We start from the raw sequence: 21999 nt of genomic DNA on the forward strand, positions 1-21999 counted from the left end.
CTGGCCCGGCCGGGCCCGACCCCCGTGATTCCCGGGATTCTGCGCTCCTCGAGCCACTTCACACACTTTGCAAAGTGCCCACTTTGCAAAGTGTGTGCGCGGAGGGAGCGAAGGGGCTCAAGGGAGGAGGAGCGAGGGTGCGAGGGAGAACGAGGGGAGAGGGAGTGAGGGAAAACGAGAGGGCGAGCGAGCGAGAGAGGGAGAGGCCGAGGGCGAGGGAGAGGCCGAGGGCGAGGGAGAGGGACGGAGCAAGGAGAGTGCGCCGCCGCCCCCGGAAACCGCGAACGGGAGTGGGAAGTCGGTCGGGCCGACTTCCCACTCCCGCGGCGGGAGGGTGGGGCAGATGGTCTTGGTGCTGTGCGATGTCGGCGGGGCGGGCCGGCCGACATCGCACAGCGGTTCGGGAGCCCGTGGCACGTCCGGTTCCGAGCGGACGTGCCACGGGCGGTCGAGGCGAACCGGCCCGGCGAGGACCGTTCCCGGCGACCCGCCGCTGACCGACGGGCAGCGGTCGGCCGCAGCGGGCCGGGCCGCGACGGTCGGGTCGCGACGGTGCGGGCTACTCCCCCAGCGCGGCGCGCGCGTCCACGAAGGCGGCGACGGCGCGCTCGACGTCCTCGGTGGTGTGGGCCGCGGAGAGCTGGACCCGGATCCGGGCCTGGCCGTGCGGGACCACCGGGTACGAGAAGCCGATCACGTACACGCCGCGCTCCAGCAGCAGCTCGGCGAGCCGGCCGGCCTTCGCCGCGTCGCCGATCATCACCGGCGCGATCGGGTGGTCCCCGGGCAGGATCTCGAAGCCCGCATCGGTCATCTTCGAGCGGAACAGCGCGGTGTTCGCCGCCAGCCGCTCCCGCAGCTCGTTCGAGCTCTCGACGAGGTCCAGGACCTTGAGCGAGGCGGCCGCGATGACCGGCGCGAGCGAGTTCGAGAACAGGTACGGGCGCGACCGCTGGCGCAGCAGCGCGACGATCTCGCGGCGGGCGGCAACGTAGCCGCCGGAGGCGCCGCCGAGCGCCTTGCCGAGGGTGCCGGTGATGATGTCGACCCGGTCCATGACGCCGTGCAGCTCCGGCGTGCCGCGCCCGTTGGCGCCGACGAAGCCGACGGCGTGCGAGTCGTCGACCATGACCATGGCGTTGTAGCGGTCGGCGAGGTCGCAGATCTCGCGCAGCGGGGCGACGTAGCCGTCCATCGAGAAGACGCCGTCGGTGACGATCAGGCGGCGGCGGGCGTCCTGGCTCTCCTTGAGCTGCTGCTCCAGGTCGGCGAGGTCGCGGTTGGCGTAGCGGTGGCGGCGGGCCTTGCACAGGCGGATGCCGTCGATGATGCTCGCGTGGTTGAGGGCGTCGGAGATGACGGCGTCGCGCTCGTCGAGCAGGGTCTCGAAGACGCCGCCGTTGGCGTCGAAGCAGGACGAGTAGAGGATCGTGTCCTCCTGGCCGAGGAACGCGGAGAGGCGGTCCTCCAGCTGCTTGTGCACGTCCTGGGTGCCGCAGATGAAGCGGACGGACGCCATGCCGTAGCCCCAGCGGTCGAGCGCGTCCTTGGCGGCGTCGAGCACCTCGGGGTGGTCGGCGAGGCCGAGGTAGTTGTTGGCGCAGAAGTTGAGGACCTCGCCCGGGGTGCCGCCGCCGGTGACGGTGACGGCGGCGCTCTGCGGGCTGCCGATGACGCGCTCCGGCTTGAAGAGACCGGCCTCACGGATCTCTTCGAGGGTGGCGGCGACCTCGTCGCGCACGTTGTCGAACACAGCTGCTCCTAATCGGATCGTCGGATCGGCGAGGGTGCTCAGGCGGTCCAGTCGAGGATGACCTTGCCGCAGCGGCCGCCGGCCGCCTCGTCGAAGGCGGCCTCGAAGTCGGTGGCGGCGTACCGACCGGTGATCACGGGGCTGAGGTCGAGGCCGCCCTCCAGGAGGACGGACATCGCGTACCAGGTCTCGAACATCTCGCGGCCGTAGATGCCCTTGATGGTGAGCATCGAGGTGACGACGGAGGCCCAGTCGATCGGGAACTGCTCGGCGGGCAGGCCCAGCATGGCGATCTTCCCGCCGTGGGTCATGTTGGCGATCATCGACTGCATCGCCTCGGGGCGGCCGGACATCTCCAGGCCGACGTCGAAGCCCTCGCGCAGGCCGAGCTTCTGCTGGCCCTCCTCGATGGTGTGCTCGGCGACGTTGAGCGCCAGCGTGACACCGACCTTGCGGGCGAGGTCGAGGCGGTAGGGGGAGACGTCGGTGATCATGACGTTGCGGGCGCCGGCGTGCTTGGCGACGGCGGCGGCCATGATGCCGATCGGGCCGGCGCCGGTGACCAGCACGTCCTCGCCGACCAGCGGGAAGGACAGCGCGGTGTGCACGGCGTTGCCGAACGGGTCGAAGATCGCGGCGACGTCGAGGTCGACGGGGACCCGGTGCACCCAGACGTTGGAGGCGGGCAGGGCGACGTACTCGGCGAAGGCGCCGTCGCGGTTGACGCCGAGGCCGACGGTGTTGCGGCAGAGGTGGCGGCGGCCGGCCAGGCAGTTGCGGCACTTGCCGCAGACCAGGTGGCCCTCGCCGCTGACCAGGTCGCCGACGGCGATGTCCGTGACGCCGGCACCGAGCTCGGCGACCTCGCCGACGAACTCGTGGCCCAGCACCAGCGGGGTTCTGATCGCCTGCTGCGCCCAGCCGTCCCACTTGCGGATGTGCAGATCGGTGCCGCAGATGCCGGTGCGCAGCACCTTGATGAGCACCTCGCCGGGGCCGATCGCCGGGGTGGGGACGTCCATCAGCCAGAGTCCCGGCTCGGCCTTCTGCTTGACGAGTGCCTTCACGGCGGTGGCTCCTGACGCACGGTGGGGCGGCCTGCTGTGGGCAGGCCGACGGGGCCCGGCGGTGGCGGCCCCCGGGAGGGCCGGAGGGTGGTGACGGGGCTGGGGTCCTGGTGGCGGTCCTGGCGTCCGTAGTCCGGGCCAGACAGAAATCTGCCTGGTCGGAGGGGGTGCGGTCCATCGAGGAATTCTTAAGGGCCGCGACAGCTGGGCTGAACGATCCTGCCCGAGCTGCGCCCGGGGCCCGTCGCGGCGTGCCGGTCGGCACCCCGACGGCGGAGCGCGCGAGGCGCGCACGGGGCGCGCGGAGCGCCCGCCCGGGGGCCCTCGACGCGCTGGGCGAGGGCCGGCACAGGGCCAGAACAGGGCCGGCACAGGAGGTCCGGCCCGGTCAGTCCCGCCGGACCGCGACGGCGTGCGCCGCCACCGTCGCAGCCCCGAGCAGGGCCGCCGCGAGCGCGAGCAGCAGAACGGTGGAGCCGACCAGTTCCGCCGACCGGTGGTGGCCGGAGAGCCGGGTGAGCAGGAGGTTCACCGGCGGCAGGCCCTTGCCGAGGGTCAGGACGAGCAGCAGCGCGAGGGCGAGCAGCAGCCCGTGCCCGGGCCGCCGGACCACCGGCCGGGCGGCGAGCAGGCCGACGGCGGCGCCCGTGCAGGCGCAGGTGAGCTGGGCCTCGGCGCCCAGGAGCAGGTCGGCGCCGGTGGGACTGTGGTTGCCGACGAGGAGCGGCAGGACCAGGCCGAGGGCGGTGAGGGGCAGGCAGACCGCCAGCGCGGCGAGGACGGTCCCGGTGACCAGCCGCCGGTGACTGCCGGTGGCGGTCGCCAGCACGGCCCGGTGGGGTGGGTCGTCGAGTGCGGCGAGCGCCATGGTGAGCCAGGTGGCGGCGAGCAGCATCGCCAGGCCGGCGGCGGCGTGGGTGGCGGTGAGCGGGCCGGTGTCGTTGCTGGTGAGCACGGTGACGAGGGCGGTGAACAGGAGCAGCGGGGCGAGGTAGCGCTGGGAGAGCAGCAGGGTGGTGAGTCGGTAGCGGACGAGGGCGGTCATCGGGCGGTGGTCCTCGGGGTGGGTGCGGTGGCGGGTCGGGGCTCGGGCCGGGGCTCCGACCGGGGCTCGGGCCGGGTGACGGCTCGTACGGACCAGTGGTCGCGGAGTGCGGCGAGCAGGACGGCGTCGGTCCTGGACTGGTCGACCCGCAGGTGGAGTTCGGCCCCTCGGCGCTCGGCGGCGAGGACCCCGGGAAGGTCAAGGACCCCGGGAAGGTCGAGCGCCCCGGGAAGGTCAAGGGCCTCGGGAAGGCCGAGCGCCCCGGGAAGGTCGGCCTCGGCGGCGCCGCCCGGGCGGGCGAGGACGACCACGGCGGCCGGGACCGGCGTGCCCGGGGCGGGGTCGGCGCGGCGGGTGACCCGTCCGCCGGCGACGGTGTGCACGGCGGTGGCGTGCGTCCGGGCGAGGGCCTCGCGGTGGTCCGTGAACACCACCGCCCCGCCGGCGGCGGCCGTCTCGGCGACGATCCCGGCGAGCGCGGTGTGGGCGGAGGCGTCGAGGCCGGACCACGGTTCGTCGAGGACGAGCAGGTCGGGCGGTACGAGCAGGGCCTGCGCGAGCGCGACCTTCTGGGCGTTGCCCTTGGAGAGGGTGCGAAGTGCCGCGTCCGGGCCGTCGGGGAGGGTGAGCCGTTCCAGCAGTCGGCCGGCGCGGGTCCGGGCGGTGGCGGTGGGCAGGCCGCGGATTCGGCCGAGGTGGGTGAGGTAGGCGATGGCGGTGAGGCGTTCGGGGGCGGTGAAGCGGTCGGGGACGTAGCCGACGGCGGCCCCTCGGGCCGTGACCGGTCCGGTGCGGCGGCCGGTGGTGGGGCGGGCGAGGCCGGCCAGGATCCGTAGCAGGGTGGACTTGCCGGAGCCGTTGGCGCCGAGGACGGCGAGGACGTCGCCGGGCGCGAGGCTCAGCTCGACGTCGCGCAGGATCCAGCGGCCCCGTCCGTAGCGTTTGCCCACGGCTTCGCAGTGCAGCAGCACCTCGGTGTTCCCCTTCGTCGGTCGGGCGGTGCGCACCCTACGCGGCCGCCGGTAGGGGGCGGGTATGGTGCGGGCCGCGCCGGTGGTGGCGCGACCGGGCCGGGCCGGGCGGCTGACGGTCGGCTGACGGGTGGGTCCGTTCGGGCCAGTGGGCCGCCGCAGGGCGCGCGGTGCCGGCGACCGGCGCATACGGTGGCGATCGCTCCCCCTTGCGGGCCCGTGGAGCGTTGCTCCGGGCCCGTCCGGCCCAGAGAGGCGCCTCGACGATGACGAATCACGACCGCGTGCCGAATCGTGTGACGACGGCCCGAGCCACCACCCCATGCCGCCCGGGTGCGGCCCGCCCGGCCGCGGCCCGGCCCGCCCCGGTGGCGCTCGCGCTGGCGCTGGCCGGGCTGCTGGCCTCCGCCGGGTGTTCGGGCGGCGCGTCCACCGGCTCGCCGGCGGCCGGGGCGGTGACGGCCGTCCCGGCGGCGCTCAGCCCCTCGGCCTCGGCTTCGGGCCCGAGCGCGAGCGCGACTCCGCTCAGCCCCTCGCCGACCACCCCCACCACGCCCCCGGGCGCCTCGGCGGGCCCGACCGCGCTGCCGCTGACGCCGGACGTGACGGCCCGGCTGGACACCGCGGTGCAGCGGGTGCTGACGGAGGCCTCGGTGCCGGGGGTGATCGTCAACCTGTCGACGCCGCAGGGCGAGTACCTGAAGGCCTTCGGCGTCTCCGACAAGGTCGCGGGCACGGCGATGGTGACCGGGCTCAACATGCGGATCGGCAGCGAGACGAAGACCTTCACCGTCACCGGTCTGCTGCGGCTGGTCGACCAGGGCAAGGCGGGGCTGGACGACCCGATCGGCAAGTACGTCTCGGGGGTGCCGAACGGTGGCACGATCACCCTGCGCCAGCTGTCCGACATGCGCAGCGGCCTGTTCTCGTACACCCAGGACGAGGACTTCGTGGCGGCGCTCCAGGCGGATCCGCAGCGCTCGTTCACGCCGGACCAGTTGCTCGGGTACGCGTTCAAGCACCCGGTGAACTTCGCCCCGGGGGCGGAGTTCGACTACTCCAACACCAACACGGTGCTGATCGGGAAGGTGATCGAGAAGCTGGGCGGGCAGCCGCTCGGCGACTTCCTGAAGAAGGAGGTGTTCGACCCGGCGGACCTGGGCCGGACGCTGTTCCCGATGGGCAACGCGTTCCCGCAGCCGCATGCCCGCGGCTACACCAACCAGACGGCGGACGGGACGATCGCGGACGCCACCGACTGGAACCCGTCCTGGGGTTGGGCCGCGGGGGCGATGATCTCGGACCAGGCGGACATGAAGAAGTGGGCCAGGGTGCTGGCCACCGGCACCCTGCTGACCCCGCAGACGCAGGCGCAGCGGCTCCAGCCGCAGCCCTCGCCGGTGCCGGACACCTGGTACGGGCTGGGGGTGTTCTACAACCACGGGTGGATCGGGCACAACGGCTCGCTGCCGGGGTACCAGACGGTGGCGGTGTATCTGCCGTCCGCGCAGGCTTCGTTGGTGGTGCTGCTGAACACCGACATCCCGTACAAGGGGTCGGCGCCGTCGACGCTGTTCGCGAAGGCGGTCACGGAGATCGTCTCGCCCGGGAACGTCTACGACCTGCCGGCGGCCCCGGCGGGCGGGGACGAGCCCTCGGCGACGGGCGACGCGTCGGTGTCGACCTCGGTGACGCCGCCGGTGCCGTCGGCGGCGTGACCGGGCTGACCCGAGCCGGCGCTGACTGAACGGGCCGGCTCGGGCGGCCCCGGGCGGGCCGGCTCGGGCGGCCCCGGGCGGGCTCGGCGGCCGTCAGCCCCCGAGCACCTTCGCCAGGTCGTAGGAGACCGGCTCCTCCAACTGCTCGTACGTACAGCTCTCCGGCGTGCGGTCCGGGCGCCAGCGGCGGAACTGCGCGGTGTGCCGGAAGCGGGTGCCCTCCATGTGGTCGTAGGCGACCTCGACGACGCGTTCGGGGCGCAGCGGCACCCAGGAGAGGTCCTTCTTCCCGGTCCAGCGGCTCTGCGCGCCGGGGAGTCTGGCGTCGGCCTGGGCGGCCTCGTCGGCCCAGGCCGCCCAGGGGTGGCCGGCGAGGTCGGTGGTGCGCAGCGGCGCCAGTTCGTCGGCGAGTTCGCGGCGGCGGGCCATGGTGAAGGCGGCGCAGACGCCGACGTGCTGGAGCCGGCCGTCGGCGTCGTGGATCCCTAGCAGCAGGGAGCCGACGACGGGTCCGCTCTTGTGCTCGCGGTAGCCGGCGACCACGCAGTCGGCCGTGCGCTCGTGCTTGATCTTGTACATGGCGCGTTCGCCGGGCCGGTAGGGCTGGTCGAGCGGTTTGGCGACGATCCCGTCCAGGCCGGCGCCCTCGTACTGGGCGAACCAGGTCTCGGCGAGGTCCCGGTCGGTCGCGGCGGGGGCGGTGAAGACGGGGTCGGCGGCGTCGGCGAGGGCCGTTTCGAGGGCGGTGCGGCGGGCCGCGAGCGGCTGGTCGAGCAGGGACTCGTCGCCGAGGGCGAGCAGGTCGAAGGCGACGAAGGAGGCGGGGGTGCGTTCGGCGAGCAGGTCGACCCGGCTGGCGGCGGGGTGGATGCGTTCGAGGAGTTCCTCGAAGCGCAGCCGGCCGTCGCGGGCGATCACCACCTCGCCGTCGAGGACGCAGCGCGGGGGTGTTTCGCGGCGCAGGGCCGTGACGAGTTCGGGGAAGTAGCGGGTGAGGGGTTTGCCGGTGCGGCTGCCGATCTCGACCTCGTCCCCGTCGCGGAAGACGATGGCGCGGAAGCCGTCCCATTTGGGCTCGTACTGCATGCCGGGCGGGATCTTCGCGACGGATTTGGCGAGCATCGGGGCGACGGGCGGCATCACGGGCAGGTCCATGCTGCCGATCCTCGCGCCGACGCGGTCCGGACGCGCGGCGGCGCGCGGGCCGGGCGGGCCGCGCGGGCCGGGCGGGCCGGACGGGCGCCCAGGTCAGGACAGGCGCGGCGGGCGGCGCGCGCTTAGCGTGAGTGGCATGGGCTCTGCCGTGGAACTGGATGTCGCCGGGCGCACCGTCCGGCTGTCGAATCCCGACAAGGTGTACTTCCCGGAGCGCGGCTTCACCAAGCTGGACGTCGCCGAGTACTTCCTCGCGGTCGCGGACGGGGTGCTGCGCGGGCTGCGGGACCGGCCGACCACGCTGCAGCGGTTCCCGGACGGGGTGGAGGGCGAGTTCTTCTACCAGAAGCGGGCCCCGAAGGGCCTGCCGGACTGGCTGCCGACCGCGCGGATCTCCTTCCCGAGCGGGCGGTCGGCGGACGAGATCTGTCCGACCGAGCCGGCGGCGGTGCTGTGGGCGGCGAACCTCGGCTGTCTGACCTTCCACCCGTGGCCGGTGCGCAGTTCGGACACCGATCACGTGGACGAGCTGCGGATCGACCTGGACCCGCAGCCGGGCACGGACTTCCGGGACTCGGTGCGGGTCGCGCACGAGCTGCGGGCCGTCCTGGAGGAGCACGGGCTGCGGGGGTGGCCGAAGACCTCGGGCGGGCGCGGGGTGCACGTGTACGTGCCGCTGGTGCCGGAGTGGACGTTCACCGACGGGCGGCACGCGGTGATCGCGCTGGGCCGGGAGTTGGAGCGGCGGCTGCCGGGGCGGGTGACCACGGCGTGGTGGAAGGAGGAGCGCGGGGAGCGGATCTTCGTCGACTACAACCAGATGGCGCGGGACCGGACGATCGCCTCCGCCTATTCGCTGCGGGCCCGGCCGCGGGCGACGGTGTCGACCCCGTTGTCGTGGGAGGAGCTGGACGACGCGCTGCCGGAGGACTTCGATCTGCGGACGGTGCCGGCCCGGTTCGCGGAGCTGGGCGATCCGCACGCGGGGATGCGGGGCGAGGTGTTCCGGCTGGAGGGGCTGCTGGAGCTGTACGAGCGGCAGATCGCGGACGGCGCGCACGGCGAGTTGCCGTATCCGCCGGACCACCCGAAGGCGGCGGGCGAGCCGACCCGGGTGCAGCCGAGCCGGGCCCGGAAGAAGGCGTGAACAGAAGACGTGAACAGAAGACCTGGGCAGACCTGGGCAGAGGTTCCGAGCACAGGGCCCGAGCGGGAGCCGCGAGGGCCCCGGTCCCCCGCCGGAGCACCCCGTTCCGGGTGTGACGTGGTCACGTAGGCTGGTCGCCCACGAAGATCACCAAGGGGCGGGGAACGATGGCTGCACGGGGGCTGCGGGAGATTCTGGCGGACGCGGGGGGCGGGGTGTTCCCGCCGTCGGACGGATCGGTGACGGTGGTGCCGCAGCCGTCGCCGCGCGAGGCGGGGGTGCTGTCGTTCTCCGCGCACGCGGTGGTGTTCACCGACGAGGACCCGGACTGGGTGCGGGCGACGCTGGCGGCCACGCCGAGCGACCCGCTGGCCGCACCGCTGTGCCCGCCGTTCCTGACCGCGCTGGCCCGCCGCACCGGTCGGGAGAACGGCAACATCGACCTTCTGACGGTGGCCGACCGCCTGCCCGGCGGGCCGCCGCTGCCACTCGTCCCGGTCGCGGACCTGGAGCATCCCCGGGTGGTGCGGGCGCTGCGCTACCGCGAGGACGTGCGGGTCTTCGAGGCCGAGGGCGGGAGCGGGGTCCTGGTGCTGGGGCGCGGTGTCGCCGGGCGCTGGGAGTGTTCGATCGAGGTCGGTCCGGCGGCCCGCGGCCGGGGCCTGGGGCGGGCGCTGGCGCTCGCGGCCCGGCACCTCGTCCCGCAGGGCGATCTGGTCTGGTCCCAGCAGGCGCCGGGCAATGCGACGAGCGTGCGGGCCTTCCAGGCGGCCGGCTACCGGCCGGTCGGCGCGGAGACGCTGCTGGTGGTGGGACGGCCGTGAAGGATCGCGCGGCCACGACGGCCCCCATGACGGCCCCCATGACTGCCCCCGCGACGGACCCTGTGGCGGCCCCGGCGACGGTGGAGGCCCTCGCCGCCGTCCCCGAGGAGGTGCGGGCCCGGCTGGTGACCCGCTTCGGGCCGGGCGCCCGGGAGTGGTGCGCGGAGCTGCCACGGCTGGTGGACGGGCTGGCCGGGCGCTGGGGGCTGGCGGTGCGGGCGGCCGGCGGGGGCGGCACCTCGCGGGTCTTCCGCTGCGAGCGGTCGGCCGACGGTGCGGCGGTGTGGCTCAAGCTGACGCCGGACGCCGAGGTGGCCCGGCAGGAGGCGGTGGCGCTGACCGCGTGGCGGGAGGTGCCGTCGGTGGTGGGGCTGCTGGCGGAGGACGTCGGGGCCGGGGCGCTGCTGCTGGCGGACGTCCGGCCGGGGACGACGCTGCGCGAGTCCGGTTGGCGGCCGGCGGAGGTGGCGGGGATGCTGGCCGGGATGCGCTCGGTGCCCGCGCCGCCCCGCGCGGCCCTGCCGTCCCTGGCGGAGCGGCTGGACTTCCTGTTCGACCTTACCGAGCGGCGGGCCCCCGGGGTGTCGACGGCGGGCGCCCGGGCCCTGGCCCGCGAGCTGACCGGCGACGGCGGCCCGGTCGGGCTGGTGCACGGCGACCTTCACCCGGCCAATGTGCTGCTCGGCCCGGCCGGGACGGTGGCGATCGACCCGCGCGCCTGCCTGGGCGACCCGGACTTCGACCTGGTCGACTGGGCTCTCGACGGTGTGGCCGGTCCGACGGCCCTGTCCGCCCGGATCGCCGAACTGACCGCGCTGGTCGCGGGCGCGGACGCGGACCGCGTCCTCGCCTGGTGCCGGGCGGCGGCCGTCCTGATCGCCGCGCCGCGCGTCGCCGCCGGCCGCGCGGACGCCGGCACGGCGTTCCTGCGGGAGCTGGCGGGGCTGTAGCGGCGCCGGCGTCAGCCGACGGAGGGTCCTCTCCGGGCGGAGAGCCCTCGCCGGGCGGAGGGGCCGGGACGCCCGGCGATCCCCTGCCCTCCGCCCGCCGGGGGCCGCGGGCGGTGGTTCGCCGCGTCCTCCAGCTCCCGCCGGAGGTCTGCCAGGATCGTGGAGCCCGGCCGGAAGTCGTACGACTCCAGGCCCGGAAGGTCGAGGTCCCTGCGGAGCGCCGCGACCGCGAGGTCACGCCACCCGGAGAGCTCCTCGGGGCGCGGGCCGCCGTCCCGTGCCCAGCGCCGGCAGCAGTGCCGCAGACCGAGGACGGCGCCCCGCGCGGTGGCGGTCGCGCACATGCCGCCCGGCCCGTAGAACCAGCCGTTGAGCGCCACCGCCAGCTGCCCCGCCGCCTCGGCGGTGAGCGGGGAACCGGCGGCGTGCGACAGTCCGCCCAGAATGCGGAACACCTCCGGGTAGGACTCCAGCCGGGCCCTGTGGAGTTCCAGCGCCCAGCCGGACTTGAGGTCGGTCAGCCACCGGGCTCGTTCCCGCCGCTGCTGCGCGAGGGTCAGTGCCGCGCCGACGGCGGCCACCAGCAGGGCGACGAGCCCGGACAGCAGGGCTGTGACGATCTGCTCGCTCATGGCCCCCGCCCCGGTCGCCGACCGTCCGACGGGCCCATGATGGCAGCCCGACGGGCCGTCAGCAGCCCTTTGCCGGAAGCCGCTTGCCGGAAGCCGCTTTCCCGGGCCGGGCCGGGGTCAGGGCGGGAGGGTCAGCCGGCCGTGCGGGCGCCCTCCGGGGCCGTGGCCGCGATGGTGCGGACGGCCTCGGCGATCTGCTCGTCCGTCAGGTCGCCGCGCGCGGTCAGCCGCAGCCGGGAGACGCCGTCCGGGACGGACGGGGGGCGGAAGCAGCCGACGGCGAGACCGGCCCGGCGGCAGTCGGCGGCCCAGCCGACGGCGGCCTCGGGGCCCGGGGCGCGGACGGACACCACGGCCGCGTCGGGCGTGGAGGCGTGCAGGCCGGCGGCGGTGAGGCGGGCGGCCAGGGCGCGGGCCACCTCCCGGGCGCGCTCGGCGCGGTGGGGTTCGGCGCGCAGCAGCCGCAGTGCGCCGAGGGCGGCACCGGCGGCGGCGGGGGCGAGGCCGGTGTCGAAGATGAAGGTGCGGGCGGTCTCGGTGAGGTGGCGGACGACCCGGCGGGGGCCGAGCACGGCGCCGCCCTGGGAGCCCAGCGACTTCGACAAGGTGACGGTGGTGACCAGGTCGGGCGCGCCGGCGAGACCGGCGGCGGCCGGGGCGCCGCTGCCGCCGGGGCCGAGGACGCCCAGGCCGTGCGCGTCGTCGACGAGCAGCGCGGCGCCGAACCTCCGGGTGGTGGCGGCGAGTTCGGCGAGCGGGGCGGCGTTGCCGTCGACCGAGAAGACCGAGTCGGTGACCATCAGCGCCCGGGGCCGCTCACGCCCGGCGAGGATCCCGGCGACGGCGCGCGGGTCGCTGTGCGGGGCCCGGTGGACGTCCGCCCGGGCGAGCCGGCAGCCGTCGATCAGTGAGGCGTGGTTGTAGGCGTCGGACACGATCAGGGTGTCCGGGTCGGTGAGCGCGGTGAGCGCGGCCAGGTTGGCGGTGTAGCCGGAGGAGAAGACGAGGGCGGCCTCGGCCCCGCAGAAGTCGGCGAGTTCCTGCTCCAGCTCGGTGTGCAGCGCGGTGGTCCCGGTCACCAGCCGGGAGCCGGTCGCACCGGCGCCCCAGCGCAGCGCGGCATCGGCGGCGGCGGCGGTGACGGTGGGGTGGCGGGTCAGGCCGAGGTAGTCGTTCCCCGCGAGGTCGAGCACCGGATCGTCGGCGGGGCGGCTGCGCAGCGTCCGGGTGAGCCCGGCGCGGGCCCGCTGCTCCGCGGTCTCGTCGAGCCAGTCGAAGACGGCGCCGGGAGCGAGGGTGCGCGGCTCGGGCGCGGTGCGATTGACCATGCCCGGCACTCTGGCACGGCGGACGCGCGCCGGGCAATGTGCGCCGGGCCACGCGGCCGGCTCGGATTCACCGGACGGCCGTCGTACCGGCAGGTCGTCGTGGGTGGGCCCCGGCCGGCGGGGCACCGGGGGGCGCCGCGGTCCGGGAGGCGCCGCGGTCCGGGAGGCGCACGTCCGGCCGGCCCGGCGGATCGCCGCGGTCGCGGTCGACCGGGAGGGCTGCCGCGGCACCGGCCCTGGCAGCCGAGCCGCCCACCGTGCCCGCGCCGTGAGCGGGCGCCGCCCGTGCCGTGAGCGGGCGCCGGAACCGGGTGGCGTCCCCGGGCTTTGCCGGGGGTGGCGGCGAGCAGGCAAGATAGGGCGGTGACCCTCCTTGATCTGATGCCGAAGCCCGCCACGCCCGACGCGCTGTACGAGACGTTCGCCGCCTGGGCGGAGGAGCGCGGGATCTCGCTGTACCCGGCGCAGGAGGAGGCGCTGATCGAGCTGGTGTCGGGGAACAACGTCATCCTGGCGACGCCGACGGGCTCGGGGAAGAGCCTGGTCGCGGCGGGCGCGCACTTCGCGGCGCTCGCGGAGGGGAAGCGGACGTTCTACACGGCGCCGATCAAGGCGCTGGTGTCGGAGAAGTTCTTCGACCTGGTGAAGATGTTCGGGACCGAGCAGGTCGGCATGATGACGGGTGACGCCTCGGTGAACCCGACGGCGCCGATCATCTGCTGCACGGCGGAGGTGCTGGCGCAGATCGCGCTGCGCGACGGCACCCGGGCCGATGTCGGCCAGGTGGTCATGGACGAGTTCCACTTCTACGCGGAGCCGGACCGCGGCTGGGCCTGGCAGATCCCGCTGCTGGAGCTGCCGCAGGCGCAGTTCCTGCTGATGTCGGCGACGCTGGGCGACGTGCGGCGGTTCGAGGAGGACCTCAACCGGCGCACCGGCCGGCCGACGACGGTGGTGCGCAACACGACGCGTCCGGTGCCGCTGTTCTACGAGTACCGCCGCACCACCATGCACGACACGCTGGAGGAGCTGCTGCAGACCGGCCAGGCGCCGGTGTATGTCGTGCACTTCACCCAGAAGGAGGCGGTGGACCGCGCGCAGTCGCTGATGAGCATCAACATGTGCTCGAAGGCGGAGAAGGACGCCATCGCCGACCTGATCGGGAACTTCCGCTTCACCACCAAGTTCGGCCGCAACCTGTCGCGTTTCGTCCGGCACGGGATCGGTGTGCACCACGCGGGCATGCTCCCCAAGTACCGGCGGCTGGTCGAGCGGCTCGCCCAGGCGGGTCTGCTGAAGGTGATCTGCGGGACGGACACGCTCGGTGTGGGTGTCAATGTGCCGATCCGCACGGTGCTGTTCACCGCGCTGTCGAAGTACGACGGGCAGCGGGTGCGGATCCTGCGCGCCCGGGAGTTCCACCAGATCGCCGGACGGGCCGGACGGGCCGGGTTCGACACCGTGGGCCAGGTGGTGGCGCAGGCGCCCGAGCACGTCATCGAGAACGACAAGGCCGTCGCCAAGGCGGGCGACGACCCCAAGAAGAAGCGGAAGATCGTCCGCAAGAAGGCGCCGGAGGGCTTCGTCGGCTGGTCGGAGGAGACCTTCCAGAAGCTGATCGCCGCCGACCCGGAGCCGCTGGTCTCCCGGTTCAAGGTGACCCACGCGATGCTGCTGTCGGTGATCGCGCGGCCGGGCAACGCCTTCGAGGCGATGCGCAAGCTGCTCACCGACAACCACGAGGACCGGGCCGCGCAGCGCCGGCACATCCGCACCGCGATCGCCATCTTCCGCTCGCTGCTGGAGGGCGGCGTGGTGGAGCGGCTGCCGGAGCCGGACGCCGAGGGTCGGATCGTGCGCCTCACCCTGGACCTCCAGGAGAACTTCGCGCTCAACCAGCCGCTGTCCACCTTCGCCCTGGCCTCCTTCGAACTGCTCGACCCGACCGAGCCGTCCTTCGCGATGGACGTGGTGTCGGTGGTCGAGGCGACCCTCGACGACCCGCGGCAGATCCTCGCCTCGCAGCAGAACAAGGCGCGCGGCGAGGCCATCGGCGAGATGAAGCGCGACGGCATCGAGTACGAGGAGCGGATGGAGCGGCTCCAGGAGATCACCTATCCGAAGCCGCTGGAGGAACTCCTCACCCACGCCTACGAGGTGTACCAGCGGGCGCACCCGTGGATCGGCGACCACCAGCTCCAGCCGAAGTCGGTGGTGCGGGACCTCTACGAGCGGGCGATGACCTTCTCGGACTACGTCGGCCACTACGAGCTGGCCCGCACCGAGGGCATCGTGCTGCGCTACCTGGCCGGCGCGTTCAAGGCGCTGGAGCAGACCGTGCCCGAGGACGTGAAGACCGACGACCTCAAGGACATCATCGCCTGGCTGGGCGAGCTGGTCCGCCAGGTCGACTCCAGCCTGCTGGACGAGTGGGAGCAGTTGGCCAACCCGACCGGGCCGCAGACCGCCGAGGTGGTGCTGGACGACAAGCCGGCGCCGGTGACGGCGAACGCGCGGGCGTTCCGGGTGCTGGTGCGCAACGAGATGTTCCGCCGGGTCGAGCTGTGCGCGCTGGAGCACTACGACGCGCTGGGCGCGCTGGACGGCGAGTACGGCTGGGACGCGGACCGCTGGGCGGACGCCATGGACGGGTACTGGGAGGAGTACGACGACCTGGGCACCGGTCCGAACGCGCGCGGCCCGAAGATGCTGATCATCGAGCAGGACGACTCGGCCTGGCGGGTGCGGCAGATCTTCGACGACCCGGCGGGCGACCACGACTGGGGCATCAGTGCCGAGGTCGACCTCTTCGGCTCGGACGAGGAGGGCCGCGCGGTGCTGCGGGTCACCGCCGTGGACCGGCTGGGCGGCTGACGAACGGTGGCCGGCGGACGGTGGCTGACGGCCCGTCAGTAGCCCTGCCTGGCTGAGGAATCGGCGGGAGGGGCGGGCCGCGGCCCGCCCCTCCCCCGTTCGGTCCGGGCTGCTACATCCAGACGAACGGCGCGCCCGCGCTGTGCGAGACGGCCCGGGTGGCCTCGTCGAGCAGCTGGTCGAGGCCGGCGGTGCTCGCCGAGGGCACCGGGAGCGGACTCGCCGGGGGGACGGTCGCGCCGACGGTGGGCGAGGCGCTGCCGGTGCCGGGCGCGGCGGGAGTGGTTGCGGGGGCCGCGGGCGTGGTTGCGGGCGCCGCGGGGGCGGTGGCCCCGCCGCCGGGGTACATCTCGGCGGGCCGCGAACTGGCCACCGTCACGTAGTGGCCGACGAGTTCGACCCGCGGCTCGATGGCGGGCCGGGCCACGCCGGCCGGCAGCACGGGCGCGGCGGAGGCGTCCGGGAGGATGAAGGCGACCGCGCCGGACTTGGCGCGCAGCGCCTCGGCGGCGCGGGACGCGGCCGGGGCGTCGGTGAAGCGCAGCAGGGTGACGCTGCTCAGCACGGGCTTGTCCTGGGCGGTGAAGCTGACCGCGAGGTAGCCCTTGCAGCCGGCTTCGCGCAGCAGGTCCAGGGCACGGTCCTGGAGCACCTCGGTGCAGTTGTCGCCGCGCCGCACGCCGGAGCGCTTGCCCTTGTAGGAGCCGGACTCCACGATCCGCTGGGCGGGGAAGTAGGCCTCGACGTCGAGGGCCTCGGGGTCGACGAGCGTGCGCTGCGGCGGGTCGCCGACGATCGGCGGGGTCTTGGACGCCTCCTTGCTGGAGGGGCCGAGCCCGGGTATGTAGTCGCCGGGCGTGGGGCGGGTGACGATCCAGCCGCCGGCCGCGGCCACACCGGCGACGGTGACCCAGCCGACGACCCGTCGGGCCGTCAGGCGTCTTGGCCGGTACGCCCCGTCCGGCCGTTCGGACACGTCGTGCGCCGGCCGCTCCGCCGGTGATTCTGCCGATGACGGGGCGCGCTCCCCCTGCGTGGTCATGCGGCCGATTGTATGCAGGTCACGAGTGGTGGAGATCACGGGGGCGGGACGGCGGCCGGGACGGCGGGAAGGGCGCCGGGAGGTCCCTCGACGAGGGCCTCGGGAGGGGGCGCGGAAGGGCCCTCGGGAGTGGCCGCGAAAGGGCCTGCGGGAGGCCCGCCGGGCGCCCTCGCCCGCGCCGTGACCGGCGCCACTACCGTGAGCTTCGACACTGTGACAACTCGCACATCCTCCCCGGGATCTTCTGGTGGGTTTCCTCTGGCGTCCGTCGCGGCCCAGCAGGCAGGATCAGGCCCATGGATCTGCTCGATACCCTCACCGCCAAGGGCCTGCGTGGGGAGACCCCCACCCGCGAGGAGGCGCTCGCCGTCCTCGCCACCACCGACGACGAGCTGCTCGACGTGGTCGCGGCCGCCGGGCGGGTGCGCCGGCGGTGGTTCGGCCGCCGGGTCAAGCTCAACTACCTGGTGAACCTGAAGAGCGGGCTGTGCCCGGAGGACTGCTCCTACTGTTCGCAGCGGCTGGGCTCCAAGGCCGAGATCCTGAAGTACACCTGGCTCAAGCCGGGCCAGGCCGCCGAGGCGGCGAAGGCCGGCGTGTCGGGCGGCGCCAAGCGGGTCTGCCTGGTGGCGAGCGGCCGCGGCCCGACGGACCGTGACATCGACCGGGTGACCGACACCGTCGCGGCCATCAAGGACGCCGACCCGGCGGTGGAGATCTGCGCCTGCCTCGGCCTGCTCTCCGACAACCAGGCGGAGCGGCTGAAAGCGGCCGGTGTCGACGCCTACAACCACAACCTGAACACCTCCGAGGGCACCTACGGCGACATCGCCACCACCCACACCTACGCGGACCGGGTGGACACCGTGCAGAAGGCGCACGGCGCCGGCCTGTCGGCCTGCTCGGGCCTGATCGCGGGCATGGGCGAGAGCGACGAGGACCTGGTGGACGTGGTCTTCGCGCTGCGCGAGCTGGGCTCCGACTCGGTGCCGGTGAACTTCCTCATCCCGTTCGAGGGCACCCCGCTGGCGAAGGAGTGGAACCTCTCCCCGCAGCGCTGCCTGCGGATCCTCGCCATGGTGCGGTTCGTGAACCCCGACACCGAGGTGCGGATCGCGGGCGGCCGCGAGGTGCACCTGCGCAGCATGCAGCCGCTGGGCCTGCACCTCGCCAACTCCATCTTCCTGGGCGACTACCTGACCAGCGAGGGCCAGGCCGGGCAGACCGACCTCGACATGATCGCGGACGCCGGCTTCGAGGTCGAGGGCATGGGCGAGAGCACCCTGCCCCGTCACCGGGCGGACGTCGCGGCGGCGGCCGGCGGTTGCGGGACCGGTACCGCGGGCGGCGCGGGCGGCGGCTGCGGCCCGGCCGCCGTGCCCGGCGAGGACGCGGACACCGCCGCCGTCGGCGGCGGCTGCGGGACGGGCGGCGGCTGCGGCCCCTGCGGCGGCCACGGGCACGCGGCGCCGGCGGCGACCGCCGACCAGGCTGCCGGTCAGACCGCTGACCAGGCCACCGGCGGGACCGCTGACCAGGCCACCGGCGGGACCGCGGCGGGCGCCGACGAGGTGCGCACCGACCTGGTGCGGGTCCGCCGCCGCGGCGCCGGCACCGAACTGGCGCCCAACGCCTGACACCCCGGCCCCCGGCCCCGACCGCACCCCTCGGAAAGTCCTCTCCCCATGACCCAGCTGTCCACCGACACCCTGATAGCGCTCGACCGGGCGCACGTCTGGCACCCGTACGGGCCGATGCCCGGCACCGCCACCCCGTACGTGGTGGAGTCCGCCTCCGGCGTCCGGCTGCGGCTGGCCGCGCCGGTCGCGGGCGGGCGGCGCGAGCTGGTGGACGGCATGTCGTCCTGGTGGGCGGCGATCCACGGGTACGGGCACCCGGTGCTGGACGAGGCGGTACGCGGGCAGCTGGGCCGGATGAGCCATGTCATGTTCGGCGGGCTCACCCACGAGCCCGCCGTCCGGCTGGCGGCCACCCTGGTGGAGATCACCCCGGAGCCGCTGCGGCACGTGTTCCTCGCCGACTCGGGCTCGGTGGCCGTCGAGGTCGCGATGAAGATGTGCCTGCAGTACTGGCAGTCCGTGGGGCGGCCCGAGAAGCGGCGGCTGCTCACCTGGCGCGGCGGCTACCACGGGGACACCTTCCATCCGATGTCGGTGTGCGACCCGGAGGGCGGCATGCACCAGCTGTGGGGTGGGGTGCTGCCCCACCAGCTGTTCGCCGCCGAGCCGCCGGCCGGCTTCGACGCCCCGCTCGACGACGCGTACGTCCGGGCCTTCGAGGACCTGGTGGAGCGCCACGCCGGCGAGCTGGCGGCGGTGATCGTGGAACCGGTGGTGCAGGGCGCCGGCGGAATGCGCTTCCACTCCCCGGCCTACCTCCGGATGCTGCGCGAACTGTGCGACCGGCACGGGGTGTTGCTCGTCTTCGACGAGATCGCCACCGGCTTCGGCCGCAGCGGCGAGCTGTTCGCCGCCGACCACGCGGGCGTCGCCCCGGACGTGATGTGCCTCGGCAAGGCGCTGACCGGCGGCTACCTCACCATGGCGGCCACCCTGTGCACGGCGGAGATCGCGGACGGTATCAGCCGCGGCACGGTGCCGGTGCTGGCCCACGGGCCGACGTTCATGGGCAACCCGCTGGCGGCGGCGGTCGCCAACGCCTCGATCGACCTGCTGCTCGGGCAGGACTGGGCGACCGAGGTCAAGCGGATCGGCACCGGGCTGAGCGCGGGCCTGGCGGACGCCGCCGCGCTGCCGGGCGTGAAGGACGTCCGGGTGCTCGGCGCGATCGGCGTCGTGCAGCTGGACCACCCGGTGGACATGGCGGCGGCGACCGAGGCCGCCGCGCGGGAGGGCGTCTGGCTGCGCCCGTTCCGGGACCTCGTCTACACCATGCCGCCGTACATCACCGGTGACGAGGACGTGGCGCGGATCGCCTCGGCCGTCACGGCGGCGGCTGCCGCCGGATGAGCGCGGCGGCGGACCGGGACGGAAGCGGGACCGGGAACGGAACGGGAACGGGAACGGGAACGGGAACGGAAGCATGGGCAGGGACGGGGACATGAGCAGGGACGCGGGCAAGGACGTGGGCAGGGACACGGACGCGGCGGCGGGCGGACGCGTCGTCTTCGTGACCGGGACCGGCACCGAGGTCGGCAAGACCGTCACCACGGCGGCCGTCACGGCCGGCGCCCTGCGGGCCGGTCTGCGGGTCGCGGTGCTCAAGCCCGGCCAGACCGGGGTCGCCCCCGACGAGGCGGGCGACGCCGAGGAGGTCCGCCGGCTGGCCGGGCCTGCGGCGCCGCACCCGGACGCCCTCACGCTGCGCGAACTCGCCCGCTACCCGGAGCCCTTGGCGCCCGACACGGCGGCCCGCCGGTCCGGCCTGCCGTGTGTGGCGGCCGAGGACGTGGCGAAGGAGGTCGCGGCCCTGGCCGAACGGCACGACCTGGTGCTGGTCGAGGGCGCCGGCGGGCTGCTGGTCCGCTTCGACGAGCAGGGCCGGACGCTCGCCGACCAGGCTCACGCGGTGCGTGAACTCGGCCTGCCCGCCGAGGTGCTGCTGGTGGCGACGGCCGGTCTCGGCACGCTGAACACCACCGCGCTCACGGCCGAGGCGCTGGCCGCACGCGGTCTGCCGCTGCTCGGCGTGGTGGTCGGCGCCTGGCCGGACTCCCCCGGGCTCGCCGACCGCTGCAATCTCACCGACCTGCCGCGGGCCGCCGCCGGTGCGCCGCTGCTCGGCGCGCTGCCCGAACACGCGGGCCGGGCGGCGGACTTCACCGCGCTCGCGGTCGCCGCGCTCGCGCCGGCGCTGCACGGCGACTGGGACGCCGCCGCCTTCACCGCCGAGCACGGGGCCGGCTGAACCGAGGGCCCGGCGGCGGCCCGGCGGCGGCAGAGCGTGCAACGCCACGCCTCCGGCGCCCCGGTGGCGGAACCGCGCCGTTTTCGCTCGATCGGGTGAGATCCCGGCCGACCCCTCCCCCGGCCCCCGGACGCTCAATACGGTTCTCCGCATGACGGATGGCCTGATGGTGGACGAGGCCCTGCGGGCCCTGGCCGCGCTCGAAGCGGCTTGGAAGGACGACGACGAGGCCCTGGCCGCGCTGGCCGCCGGGGGGCCGGCCGAGCAGCCGCTCGCCGCGCTGGTCGCGCGCTACGGCGAGCACGCCGTCGACACGCTGATGGCGCTGGCCTTCGGCCTGCGGTCGAGCATGACCGAGGAGGAACTCGCCGAACTCACCGATGCGGTGAGCTCCAACATCGGCGCCCGGATGAGCGCCCTGCTCACCCGGACCCTGCGCGCCTGGGGCGGGACGGCCGGGGACGACCTGGCTGTGGTCAAGGTGATCGCGCACGCGGTGATCGACGCCATGCGGGCCGTCACCGAGGAGCCGAGCAAGACCGATGTGCTGCCCCTGCTCGCCACCTTCCGCACCTACGCGCTGAGCGACAGTTCCTGACGGCCCGTCAGGCCGAAGGGTTCCCGGCCGCCGGGATGGGCTCCCGGACCGGGGCCCGATCCGGCCATCCGGCGTCCTTGAAGTGCCCTTGACACCCCTTAAAGGTCTATACCATGCTGCCATCCGGCGCCCGGACGGCGGAGTCTCCTCCGCTTCCGCGGCGCCATTTCGGCGCAGGTGAGAGCGACGAACGGGGGCCGTACTGTGCTGGTGAACATCCTGGGACCACTCCAGGTCGACGTCGACGGAAGGCCGGTGCCACTCGGGGGACGACGCAGCCAACTCGTGCTGGCGACGCTCACCCTGACACCCAATTGGGTCGTCCCGCTGGACCGGCTGGTGGACAACCTGTGGGGCGCCGCGCCACCGGTCAGCGCCCGGACGCAGATCCGGATCTGCGTCTCCCAGCTGCGCCGCGTGTTCGCCGACGCGGGCGCGCCGCCGGTGATCGAGACCCATCCGAACGGCTACCGGCTCCGGCTCGGGCCGGGCGAGCTGGACGCCGCGCTGTTCAACGAGGAGGTCGCCCGCGCCCGGCTGCGGGCCGCCGCCGGCCACCTCCCCGAGGCCGCCGCCGTCCTGCGGCAGGCCCTCGACCGGTGGACCGGACCGGCCATGGCGGGCCTGGACTGCCCGGCGCTGGAGTCCTGGGCCCGCCGGCTGGAGGAGAACCGGCTGCGCGCGGTCGAGGAGCGGGTGCGCCTGGAGCTGGCCCTCGGCCGGCCCGGGGACCTGGTCGGCGAGTTGCTCGAACTGGTCTCCGCGCACCCGTTCCGCGAACATCTGCACGCGCTGCTGATGCAGGCCCTGCACCGCTCCGGGCGGACGGTGGAGGCGCTCGGCGTCTACCGCACCCTGCGCACCCAGCTCGTCGAGGAGCTGGGCCTGGAACCGGGGCCGGAGCTGCGGACGCTGGAGCAGGGCATCCTCAACGGAGCCTGCCCGGCCTCCTGAGCCGTCCGTCCGGCCGCCCGGGCCCGCCCGCCCGGCCCGGCGCCCCCGGACAC

General features: G+C 74.6%; 18 protein-coding genes. 10 read left to right on the top strand and 8 right to left on the bottom strand.

Annotation, left to right across the window (positions count from 1 at the left end; all coding sequences use genetic code 11):
• Nucleotides 1-559 precede the first annotated feature (559 nt).
• The 4 genes from SM793_RS28885 to SM793_RS28900 form a co-directional block, all read right to left on the bottom strand.
• Nucleotides 560-1753 carry a glycine C-acetyltransferase gene (locus SM793_RS28885; protein WP_320441243.1) on the bottom strand — a complete coding sequence of 398 codons (1194 nt, stop codon included), beginning with the start codon at nucleotides 1751-1753 and terminating at the stop codon, nucleotides 560-562.
• Nucleotides 1754-1791: 38 nt separating this feature from the next.
• Nucleotides 1792-2820 (bottom strand): L-threonine 3-dehydrogenase, encoded by a 1029-nt coding sequence (gene tdh / locus SM793_RS28890; protein ID WP_320441244.1) that lies wholly within the window; start codon nucleotides 2818-2820, stop codon nucleotides 1792-1794.
• 388 nt (nucleotides 2821-3208) lie between these two features.
• The gene (locus SM793_RS28895) at nucleotides 3209-3865 is read right to left on the bottom strand and encodes a hypothetical protein (RefSeq protein WP_320441245.1); all 657 of its coding nucleotides are present in this window, start codon (nucleotides 3863-3865) and stop codon (nucleotides 3209-3211) included.
• Nucleotides 3862-4830, bottom strand: a complete 969-nt coding sequence (locus SM793_RS28900) for an ATP-binding cassette domain-containing protein (protein ID WP_320441287.1) — start codon at nucleotides 4828-4830, stop codon at nucleotides 3862-3864. Before SM793_RS28900 ends, SM793_RS28895 begins: the two co-directional genes overlap by 4 nt.
• A 290-nt stretch (nucleotides 4831-5120) precedes the next feature.
• Here SM793_RS28900 and SM793_RS28905 point away from each other — a divergent pair, with 290 nt between their 5' ends.
• Nucleotides 5121-6554, top strand: coding sequence for a serine hydrolase domain-containing protein (locus SM793_RS28905; RefSeq protein ID WP_320441246.1), 1434 nt, complete (start codon nucleotides 5121-5123; stop codon nucleotides 6552-6554).
• A 93-nt stretch (nucleotides 6555-6647) separates the two neighbouring features.
• Here the strand turns inward: SM793_RS28905 and SM793_RS28910 are convergent, their stop codons facing one another.
• Nucleotides 6648-7709 (bottom strand): ATP-dependent DNA ligase, encoded by a 1062-nt coding sequence (locus SM793_RS28910; protein ID WP_320441247.1) that lies wholly within the window; start codon nucleotides 7707-7709, stop codon nucleotides 6648-6650.
• 148 nt (nucleotides 7710-7857) lie between these two features.
• Here SM793_RS28910 and ligD point away from each other — a divergent pair, with 148 nt between their 5' ends.
• From ligD to SM793_RS28925, 3 genes are all read left to right on the top strand, one after another.
• Nucleotides 7858-8856, top strand: coding sequence for a non-homologous end-joining DNA ligase (gene ligD, locus SM793_RS28915; protein ID WP_320441288.1), 999 nt, complete (start codon nucleotides 7858-7860; stop codon nucleotides 8854-8856).
• Between the two features lie 167 nt (nucleotides 8857-9023).
• Nucleotides 9024-9680, top strand: a complete 657-nt coding sequence (locus SM793_RS28920; RefSeq protein ID WP_320441248.1) for a GNAT family N-acetyltransferase — start codon at nucleotides 9024-9026, stop codon at nucleotides 9678-9680.
• 38 nt (nucleotides 9681-9718) lie between these two features.
• Nucleotides 9719-10630, top strand: coding sequence for an aminoglycoside phosphotransferase family protein (locus tag SM793_RS28925; RefSeq protein ID WP_320441249.1), 912 nt, complete (start codon nucleotides 9719-9721; stop codon nucleotides 10628-10630).
• A gap of 11 nt (nucleotides 10631-10641) precedes the next feature.
• On the opposite strand, the gene SM793_RS28930 is transcribed toward SM793_RS28925, so the two are convergent.
• Both SM793_RS28930 and SM793_RS28935 read right to left on the bottom strand, forming a co-directional pair.
• A complete protein-coding gene (locus SM793_RS28930; protein ID WP_320441250.1) occupies nucleotides 10642-11262 on the bottom strand; it encodes a hypothetical protein in 621 nt (206 codons plus the stop codon).
• Between the two features lie 131 nt (nucleotides 11263-11393).
• Nucleotides 11394-12590 carry an 8-amino-7-oxononanoate synthase gene (locus SM793_RS28935; RefSeq protein WP_320441251.1) on the bottom strand — a complete coding sequence of 399 codons (1197 nt, stop codon included), beginning with the start codon at nucleotides 12588-12590 and terminating at the stop codon, nucleotides 11394-11396.
• Nucleotides 12591-12971: 381 nt separating this feature from the next.
• Between SM793_RS28935 and SM793_RS28940 the strand changes: the two genes are divergently transcribed.
• Nucleotides 12972-15464 carry a DEAD/DEAH box helicase gene (locus SM793_RS28940; protein WP_320441289.1) on the top strand — a complete coding sequence of 831 codons (2493 nt, stop codon included), beginning with the start codon at nucleotides 12972-12974 and terminating at the stop codon, nucleotides 15462-15464.
• Nucleotides 15465-15576: 112 nt separating this feature from the next.
• On the opposite strand, the gene SM793_RS28945 is transcribed toward SM793_RS28940, so the two are convergent.
• Nucleotides 15577-16506, bottom strand: coding sequence for a hypothetical protein (locus tag SM793_RS28945; RefSeq protein WP_320441252.1), 930 nt, complete (start codon nucleotides 16504-16506; stop codon nucleotides 15577-15579).
• Between the two features lie 296 nt (nucleotides 16507-16802).
• On the opposite strand from SM793_RS28945, the gene bioB reads away from it, so the two are divergent.
• From bioB to SM793_RS28970, 5 genes are all read left to right on the top strand, one after another.
• Nucleotides 16803-18143 carry a biotin synthase BioB gene (gene bioB / locus SM793_RS28950; RefSeq protein WP_320441253.1) on the top strand — a complete coding sequence of 447 codons (1341 nt, stop codon included), beginning with the start codon at nucleotides 16803-16805 and terminating at the stop codon, nucleotides 18141-18143.
• 48 nt (nucleotides 18144-18191) lie between these two features.
• Nucleotides 18192-19496 carry an adenosylmethionine--8-amino-7-oxononanoate transaminase gene (locus SM793_RS28955; RefSeq protein WP_320441254.1) on the top strand — a complete coding sequence of 435 codons (1305 nt, stop codon included), beginning with the start codon at nucleotides 18192-18194 and terminating at the stop codon, nucleotides 19494-19496.
• A gap of 91 nt (nucleotides 19497-19587) precedes the next feature.
• The gene (gene bioD, locus SM793_RS28960) at nucleotides 19588-20394 is read left to right on the top strand and encodes a dethiobiotin synthase (RefSeq protein ID WP_320441255.1); all 807 of its coding nucleotides are present in this window, start codon (nucleotides 19588-19590) and stop codon (nucleotides 20392-20394) included.
• A 151-nt stretch (nucleotides 20395-20545) separates the two neighbouring features.
• A complete protein-coding gene (locus SM793_RS28965; protein ID WP_320441256.1) occupies nucleotides 20546-20992 on the top strand; it encodes a hypothetical protein in 447 nt (148 codons plus the stop codon).
• A gap of 255 nt (nucleotides 20993-21247) precedes the next feature.
• Nucleotides 21248-21946, top strand: a complete 699-nt coding sequence (locus SM793_RS28970; protein ID WP_320441257.1) for an AfsR/SARP family transcriptional regulator — start codon at nucleotides 21248-21250, stop codon at nucleotides 21944-21946.
• The last annotated feature ends 53 nt before the right edge of the window (nucleotides 21947-21999 follow it).

Source organism: Kitasatospora purpeofusca, assembly GCF_034043715.1.
GTDB lineage: Bacteria > Actinomycetota > Actinomycetes > Streptomycetales > Streptomycetaceae > Kitasatospora > Kitasatospora purpeofusca_A.

Excerpts from the sequence above, each read along its gene's own strand:
- SM793_RS28895 (WP_320441245.1), bottom strand. The coding sequence starts at position 3,865 with ATGACCGCCCTCGTCCGCTACCGACTCACCACCCTGCTGCTCTCCCAG.
- SM793_RS28910 (WP_320441247.1), bottom strand. The coding sequence starts at position 7,709 with ATGGACCTGCCCGTGATGCCGCCCGTCGCCCCGATGCTCGCCAAATCC.
- SM793_RS28920 (WP_320441248.1), top strand. The coding sequence starts at position 9,024 with ATGGCTGCACGGGGGCTGCGGGAGATTCTGGCGGACGCGGGGGGCGGG.
- SM793_RS28925 (WP_320441249.1), top strand. The coding sequence starts at position 9,719 with ATGACTGCCCCCGCGACGGACCCTGTGGCGGCCCCGGCGACGGTGGAG.
- SM793_RS28930 (WP_320441250.1), bottom strand. The coding sequence starts at position 11,262 with ATGAGCGAGCAGATCGTCACAGCCCTGCTGTCCGGGCTCGTCGCCCTG.
- SM793_RS28935 (WP_320441251.1), bottom strand. The coding sequence starts at position 12,590 with ATGGTCAATCGCACCGCGCCCGAGCCGCGCACCCTCGCTCCCGGCGCC.
- SM793_RS28940 (WP_320441289.1), top strand. The coding sequence starts at position 12,972 with ATGCCGAAGCCCGCCACGCCCGACGCGCTGTACGAGACGTTCGCCGCC.
- SM793_RS28945 (WP_320441252.1), bottom strand. The coding sequence starts at position 16,506 with ATGACCACGCAGGGGGAGCGCGCCCCGTCATCGGCAGAATCACCGGCG.
- bioB (WP_320441253.1), top strand. The coding sequence starts at position 16,803 with ATGGATCTGCTCGATACCCTCACCGCCAAGGGCCTGCGTGGGGAGACC.
- SM793_RS28955 (WP_320441254.1), top strand. The coding sequence starts at position 18,192 with ATGACCCAGCTGTCCACCGACACCCTGATAGCGCTCGACCGGGCGCAC.
- bioD (WP_320441255.1), top strand. The coding sequence starts at position 19,588 with ATGAGCAGGGACGCGGGCAAGGACGTGGGCAGGGACACGGACGCGGCG.
- SM793_RS28965 (WP_320441256.1), top strand. The coding sequence starts at position 20,546 with ATGACGGATGGCCTGATGGTGGACGAGGCCCTGCGGGCCCTGGCCGCG.